Below are 6831 nucleotides of genomic sequence, written 5' to 3'. Positions count from 1 at the left end.
ACGACCCGGTGCAGGGCCGAGCTGCACGCGAGCTGGGCGAAGAGCCCGAACGGGACCGGGCTGCCGTCCTCGAGCGTGGCCGGCTCGACCCCGACGAGCTGGCTGTGGTCCAGAGCCGTCTCGATCCTCCCGAGCAGCTGACCCCACACCGCGTCACCGGCCTCGGGAACGGATCCGGCCGGACCGCAACCCTGGCCCGCCCCGGTGCCGGTGCCACCTGGGTGAGCAAGAAAGAGGGAGCCGGGGTCCGCAGGTGCGCCGCTCGGGTTCTCGGACCAGTCGCGGGAGCCGCCCGCGCCGGTGGGCGTGGCCTCGAGGACACCGAAGGCACCGGCCGGGGTGCGGGTCGGGCAGGGCTCGCCGGGGCGCTGGGCGCGGACCATCGCCATGAGCGTCCCGATCGTGGCGGTGATCGCGATGTGGGGGCGGATACGCGCCCCGGGCTGGAGCGTGCCCGAGTCCAGGACCATCCCCGCCAGCTCCACCAGCGCGCCCGCACGACGCTGGTTCACCGTGCGCGTATCGCCCTTGCCGCGCCGGCCCGCCCGCGCCTCCAACGCCGCCAGCACCAACGCCCCGTTCGCCTCGGAGAGCCAGACCTTGCCGTGGTAGCCCTCCAGCGTCTTCGCCAACGACACCTCCTCCCGCTCCGACTCCTCCTTCCAGCGCCGGTCCCCCGCCCCCGGATCCGCCCGCAGCGCCCAGTTCCTCATGAGCGTGTTGAACCGGCTCGCGTCCAGCACCCGCGCCTGAGCGAGCAGGAACTCCTCGCCCACGTCCGGGTCTCCCAGCACCCGGATGCACTCCGGTGAGCTCGTGCCGTAGCGCACGAGCGCGGCGACGTGGTCCGGACCGATCTCCCCGGCCGCCAACGCCCTCACCGTCCCGGGAAGGTGATCGCGCAACGCCCGCGCCTCCCGCGTCATCCGCGACGCCTCCCGCTCGAACCGGCCCGTCCGCTCCCGCACCCACGCCGGGAACGAGCGCGCCCCGCCCGCCGCCCACGTCCCCTCCGCATCGATCGCCGCGACCAGGCGGGCCCGGGCCGCGCACACCTGGCCCTCCACCGCCGACAACCGGGCCAGGGCCTCCCCCAGCACGTCACTCGACAGGTCCCCGAGATCAGCGCCAGCCAGCACGGTCGCGGCGCGCTCCAGATCCCCCAGCGCCACCATCGCGACAGCCACCCGGACCACCCCACCAGTACGTGCGTTCGACCACTACCTGAAGTCAACCACCCACCACCGACAACGACACCGACCCCAGCCACCGCTGTGGACAGGCCCCGCCCATGACGGGGTGGAGAAGATGCGCGCGCCCGAGTGCGTACCCAAACGGTGTCCGCCTCGGGCCGGTCGCTGCGGCGGTCTTTCCCTCAGGAGACGGTGCCCACTTCGGGCCGGTCGGTGCGGCGGCCGCCCCTCAATAGACGGTGCCCGCCTCGGGCCGATCGGTGCGGCGGCCCCTCCCTCAGGAGACGGTGTCCGCCTCGGGGCGGGCGGCGCCGTGACCGTCGATCGAGAGGTGCTCGAGGTCGAAGCGCCCGCGGCGGTAGGCCGGCGTCGCGAACGCGAGGATGAGGAAGGCGACGACCACGACGCCGAGGATGACCGTCGACATCGCGACGGCGTCCTCGCCGAGCACGCCGACGAGCGGGCTGACGACGCCCGCGATCCCGGCCTGGGCGGCCCCGATGACGGCGGCGGCCGACCCCGCCCGCTCGCCGTGCCGGCTGAGGGCGAGGGCCGAGGCGTTGGGCGGAACCACCGAGTTGATCGTCAGGAGGAACCACAGCGGGATCATGAGCCCGAGGAGCCCGCCCGTCTCGCGCACGGAGACGACGAGCAGGACGACGCCCATGCCGAGGGCGAGCGGCAGCGCGACGCGCAGGATGCGCAGCGGCGCGACGCGGCGGACGAGCCCCGCATTGATCTGGGCGCCGAGGACGAGCCCGGCGCCGTTGATCGCGAAGAGGAGGGCGAACTCCGTCTCGGACAGGCCGTAGCCACCCCGCAGGACGAACGGGGACCCGGCCACATAGCTCATGAGCGCACCGAGTGCGAGGCCGGGAAGGATCGTCAGCGCCATGAAGTAGCGGTCGCGCAGGAGGATCCGGTACCCGCGCACCGCGCCCCGCACGCCGTCGGTGCGCCGCAGGTGCACGGGCAGGGTGTCGGGGAGGAAGCGCCAGACGAGCACGAGCAGCCCGATCCCCATGAGGCCGAGGACCGCGAAGACCGCCCGCCACCCCGCGACGCCGGCGACGAAGCTGCCGAGCGTCGGGGCGAGCATGGGCGCGACGCCGACGACGAGCATGAGCCGCGACAGGATGGCCGAGGCTGCGGCCCCGGTGTACCGGTCCCGGATGACCGCCATCGCCGTCGTCATCGCGGCGGCGTTGCCGACGCCCTGGATGACGCGGAGCGCGAGCAGCGGGAGGATCCCCGGGGTCAGCATGCACAGGATCGACGCGACGACGTGGATCGCGACCCCGACCATGACCGGTGCCCGCCGGCCGAAGCGGTCGGTGATCGGGCCGGCGAGAAGCTGGCCGATCGCACCACCGATGAGGACACCGGTGATCGTCCCCTGGACGAGGGCCGGGGTCGTGTCGAGGTCCGTCGCCACCTCGGGCAGTGACGGCAGGTACATGTCGGTCGTCACGGCGGGGAGCGCGGCCATGACGCCCACGAGGAGGACGAACTTGACGCTCGGGCGAGCGTGGCTGGCCGGGGTAGATGTCACGGCGTCAATCGTTGCACCGCCGCACGAACGTCACCGCTGACGGCGGCCCTTGAGTGCGGTGATTCCACTCACTGGGCCGTGGCGGCGGCCCTTGGGCGCGGTGATTCCACTCACTCGCCCGTGACGGCGGCCCTTGGGCGCGGTGATTCCACTCACTCGCCCGTGGCGCCGGCCCTCGAGCGCGGTGAACCCCCTGACGGTGCCTCGCGGGTGCACCGCCGACGAACGGCTCCTCAGCCCAGGAGCGCCGGCCCCCACGCGGCTCCGACCGCCGCGCCGGCGATCATCCACGGCCCGAACGCCACCGACGAGCGTCGGTCCGCACGGCCCGCCGCGAGGAGCGCGAGGGCGACGACGCCGCCGAGGACGAACGCCGCGAGCGTGCCGAGAAGCACGTGCGGCCAGCCGAACCAGCCGAGGAACCCACCGAGGAGGACGGACAGCTTGACGTCCCCGAGGCCGAGGCCCGACGGCGTCACGACGGCGAGCGCGAGGTAGCCGGCACCGAGGGCGGCCGCTCCCCCGAGCGCCCGTCCGAGGTTCTCCCAGCCCGCGCCGGTCGCCGCCGCGAGCGTGAGGCCGACGAGGAGCGCGACGCAGGCGGGCAGGACGACGACGTCCGGCAGCCGGTACTCGGCGAGGTCGATCGTGACGAGGAGCGCGCACGCGAGGGCGATGACGGCGAACGTCACGAGCTCGACCCAGCCGTGGGCGAGGGCGGCGGCGCCCGCGCCGCCGAGGCCGGCGAGCGCGACGCGGAGCCCGGAGCGCAGCCACGCCGAGGCCGTCGTCGTGATCGCCCGCACCCACGGGGTGAGGGCACCGGCGGCGACGGCCGTGACAAGGGCCGCGAGCACGACGACGCCCGGCGTCACGCCGCCGGCATCCTCACCACCGCCGCCTCACGAGGCGGGAGCTGAGTGCCGCGCGCGGTCCGGCGCCGGCAGGCCGGCGCTGAACTGGTTGAAGGCGTCGCGGACCTGGACGGGGAGCCGGCCCGCCGGTCCCCCGAACTGGGCCCACATGGACGTCGCCGTGCGCAGGGCCGCGACGGCGGCGGCGGCCACGAGCCAGGGATACATGTCCGACTCGACGCTCGTGCCCGTGCGGCGGGCGACCCGCGGGCGCAGGGCCTCCTCGAGCTTGTCGTACTCCGCGCTGTGGTACGGGCGCAGGGCCGGGAATCGCTCGACGAGCTCGATCGCCTGGACGCACAGCTTCAGCTGCTCCTCGGTGCAGGACTCCACGTACTCCGAGAAGCGCTCGCACAACAGCTCGAGCGGGTGGTCCGTCCGCGGGCCGTCCCCGAAGGCCTCGATGACCGTGCGCCACGCGAGGGCACCGGCGACGACGACGGCCTCCTCCTTGGAGGAGAAGTAGTTCGAGACGGTGCGCGGCGAGACGAACGCCTGCCGGGCGATCTCCTCGATCGTGACGGAGTCGAGACCCTTCTCGAGGGTGAGCTGAAGAGCGGCATCAGCGATCGACTCGTGCGTCATTCGCTTCTTCAGCTCGCGGAGGCCGATCCCGGCGGGACGGCCAGCCTCTGGTGGGTTCATCTCAGGTCCTTAGCACTCGGTCTTGCGCAGCCAGCTGCTTTGCGGACAACGCATACTTGTCCCGTAAGTCTAGACGAAGGTTCTAGACAAAAGTCTAGTGGCAGCTCCCCGCTTCGACTGCCGATTGCGCTTGGGCGCGGCGCGCGGATCTCAAGCGGAAGCACAGGAGGGCCGGGATCACGGCGCGGCGCAGGGCACTCACTCCCGTTCGTGGCAGCTCGCCACCTCGACGACCTGGTCGAGCGCGCACGTACAGCACGCCGGAAATGTGACGAGCGACACTGTGCCGGACGACGAGTCGACGCGGTCCGAGCCGCGGGACGGCGGCCACCTGACGCCGGGGTGAGGCCAGCTTGGACGGCCAGGACGCGCAGCAGGGCAGTCTCGAGAGCAGCGATGGCCGTGCCGTCACTCCCGGCGCGTCAGCCGATCAGCCCCGGCGCGTCAGCCGATCACTCCCGGCGCGTCAGCCGATCAGCCCCGGCCCCCACGCGGCTCCGACCGCTGCGCCGACGATCATCCACGGCCCGAAGGCGACCGACGAGTGCCTTTGCGCACGCCGCGTGACGAGGAGCACGAGCGCGACGACGCCCCCCAGGACAAACGCCGCGAGAGTACCGAGCAGCACGTGCGACCAACCGAGCCAGCCGAGGAACGCCCCGAGAAGCCCAGCCAGCTTGACGTCCCCGAGGCCGAGCCCCGAGGGAGTGATGAGGGCGAGGACGAGATACCCGACGCCAAGGACGACGGCGCCCCCGACCGCCCGTCCGAGGCTCCCCCACTCGCCGCCCGCGGCGGCGGCGACCGCCAGCCCGACGAGGAGCACGGGATACATCGGGCCGACGATGATGTCCGGCAACCGGTACTCAGCCAGGTCGATGGGGACGAGCAGCGCACACGCCACCGCGAGCGTCGCGAACGTGATCATCTCGGCCCAGCCGCTCGCGAGGCCGGCAGCCCCCGCCCCGCCGAGCGCGGCGAGCACGACGTGGACGCCAGAACGCAGCCACGCCGAGTCCGACGTCGTGACGCGCCGCATCCACGGCGTCAGCGCCACAGCGGCGACGGCGGTCGCGACGGCCGTGAGGAGGACGACGGCGGGCGTCATGGGGCGGGCACCGTCGGGAACGCCCGCCTCACGTCGCGGGCGAGGTTTCCCGCTCGCGGCTGGGTGCGGGAAGCCCCTCGCTGAACAGGTCGAAGGCGTCACGGATCTTGAATGGCAGCCGGCCGGACCGGCCGCCGCGCTGCGCCCACAGGCGCATGGCGGACCGGAGGGCCGCGACGGCGGCAGCGGCGACGAGCCAGGGATACATGTCGGACTCGACGTCAGTGTCGGTGCGCTGAGCGACACGGATCCGTAGCGCCTCCTCGAGCTTGTCGTACTCCGCGGTCTGGTAGGGCCGCAGAGCCGGGTACCGGCCCACGAGCTCGACCGACTGCACGCAGATGCGCAGCTGCTCCTCGGTGCAGGACTCCGCGAACTCGGACAGGGCGTCACGCAGCATGGCCAACGGGCGTTCGGTGTGCGGGCCTTCGCCGAACTGCTCGACCACCGTGATCCAGGCGGGAGCGCCGGCGACGACGACAGCCTCCTCCTTGGAGGAGAAGTAGTTCGAGACCGTCCGGGGAGACACGAAGGCCTGGCGAGCGATCTCATCGATCGTGACCGAGTCCAGGCCCTTCTCCACCGTGAGCTGCAGGGCAGCGTCCGCGATCGACTCGTGGGTCATCCGCTTCTTGAGCTCGCGCAGGCCGATCTCGGGAGCGGGGCGACCACCCTCAAGTTCATTCATGGCGAGATGCTAACACTTGATCTTGCGGTACCGGTTGAGTTGCGGATGTCGCATGTTTCACAGCATGTGTAGACGATGATCGTCCGCGCCCCTCACCTCCACTCCTTCGGCAGGGGGCGTACGCCCGAATTGCGCGGACCGGCACGGTCTGACGGACGACATGTCGACCTCAAGGCGCGCTGGTGCCCGCAAAGTAGACCTACATCGGCGCGTGACAGCACGATGTGAGGAGTCTGGAGTGCGATGTAGAACACATGCTCCAAGTGCAAGTTATCTGGGTCTACCTTCTTGCGCTTGCCGCAAACCTCTGCCACGCTTCATCCAGCGCCGGTTCACCTCCGAACTGCAGCGCCGATCCTCATCCGGCCTCTCTGGCCCGGAGACCTAAGTGAAGGAAGATCACTCATGACCCGCGCAGCCGCTTACTTCGTCACCATGTTCACCCTCGTCGGGGACCGCCTCGAGGGCCGCAAGGACCGCGGCGCCACCGCCGTCGAGTACGGCCTCATGGTCGGCCTCATCGCCGTCGTCATCATCGTCGGCGTGACCCTCCTGGGCACCCAGCTGAGCGCCCTCTTCGACGGGATCACGAGCGAGCTCCCCGATCCGGCCGCTGCCTGATCAACCGCTCATCACCCGGGCACCGGGGGGGGGGGGGGGGGGGGGGGGGGGGGGGGGGGGGGGGGGGGGGGGGGGGGGGGGGGGGGGGGGGGGGGGGGGGGGGGGGGGGG

At 72.2% G+C, this 6831-nt stretch carries 7 protein-coding genes; 1 reads left to right on the top strand and 6 read right to left on the bottom strand.

Annotated elements, in window-relative coordinates; translation table 11 throughout:
• From V2J63_RS15690 to V2J63_RS15665, 6 genes are all read right to left on the bottom strand, one after another.
• A partial coding sequence (locus tag V2J63_RS15690; protein WP_331231932.1) for a DUF222 domain-containing protein occupies positions 1-1187 on the bottom strand: 1187 nt, incomplete at its 3' end.
• Between the two features lie 283 nt (positions 1188-1470).
• Positions 1471-2745 carry a multidrug effflux MFS transporter gene (locus V2J63_RS15685; RefSeq protein WP_331231931.1) on the bottom strand — a complete coding sequence of 425 codons (1275 nt, stop codon included), beginning with the start codon at positions 2743-2745 and terminating at the stop codon, positions 1471-1473.
• A gap of 233 nt (positions 2746-2978) precedes the next feature.
• Positions 2979-3620, bottom strand: coding sequence for a prepilin peptidase (locus V2J63_RS15680; RefSeq protein WP_331231930.1), 642 nt, complete (start codon positions 3618-3620; stop codon positions 2979-2981).
• Between the two features lie 27 nt (positions 3621-3647).
• Entirely contained in the window at positions 3648-4304 is a 657-nt protein-coding gene (locus tag V2J63_RS15675) for a TetR/AcrR family transcriptional regulator (RefSeq protein WP_331231929.1), read from the bottom strand.
• 466 nt (positions 4305-4770) lie between these two features.
• The gene (locus V2J63_RS15670; protein WP_331231928.1) at positions 4771-5412 is read right to left on the bottom strand and encodes an A24 family peptidase; all 642 of its coding nucleotides are present in this window, start codon (positions 5410-5412) and stop codon (positions 4771-4773) included.
• 28 nt (positions 5413-5440) lie between these two features.
• Positions 5441-6100 carry a TetR/AcrR family transcriptional regulator gene (locus tag V2J63_RS15665; RefSeq protein WP_331231927.1) on the bottom strand — a complete coding sequence of 220 codons (660 nt, stop codon included), beginning with the start codon at positions 6098-6100 and terminating at the stop codon, positions 5441-5443.
• A gap of 405 nt (positions 6101-6505) precedes the next feature.
• On the opposite strand from V2J63_RS15665, the gene V2J63_RS15660 reads away from it, so the two are divergent.
• On the top strand, positions 6506-6721 hold the full coding sequence (locus V2J63_RS15660; protein ID WP_331231926.1) for a Flp family type IVb pilin: 216 nt from the start codon (positions 6506-6508) through the stop codon (positions 6719-6721).
• Positions 6722-6831 lie beyond the last annotated feature (110 nt).

This window comes from Georgenia wangjunii (genome assembly GCF_036421975.1).
Lineage (GTDB): Bacteria > Actinomycetota > Actinomycetes > Actinomycetales > Actinomycetaceae > Georgenia_A > Georgenia_A wangjunii.
This window is presented reverse-complemented; position numbering and strand designations above follow the sequence as displayed.

What these genes read in the sequence shown, in the direction of transcription:
- V2J63_RS15670 (WP_331231928.1), bottom strand. Translation starts at nt 5,412, where the DNA reads ATGACGCCCGCCGTCGTCCTCCTCACGGCCGTCGCGACCGCCGTCGCC.
- V2J63_RS15665 (WP_331231927.1), bottom strand. Translation starts at nt 6,100, where the DNA reads ATGAATGAACTTGAGGGTGGTCGCCCCGCTCCCGAGATCGGCCTGCGC.
- V2J63_RS15675 (WP_331231929.1), bottom strand. Translation starts at nt 4,304, where the DNA reads ATGAACCCACCAGAGGCTGGCCGTCCCGCCGGGATCGGCCTCCGCGAG.
- V2J63_RS15660 (WP_331231926.1), top strand. Translation starts at nt 6,506, where the DNA reads ATGACCCGCGCAGCCGCTTACTTCGTCACCATGTTCACCCTCGTCGGG.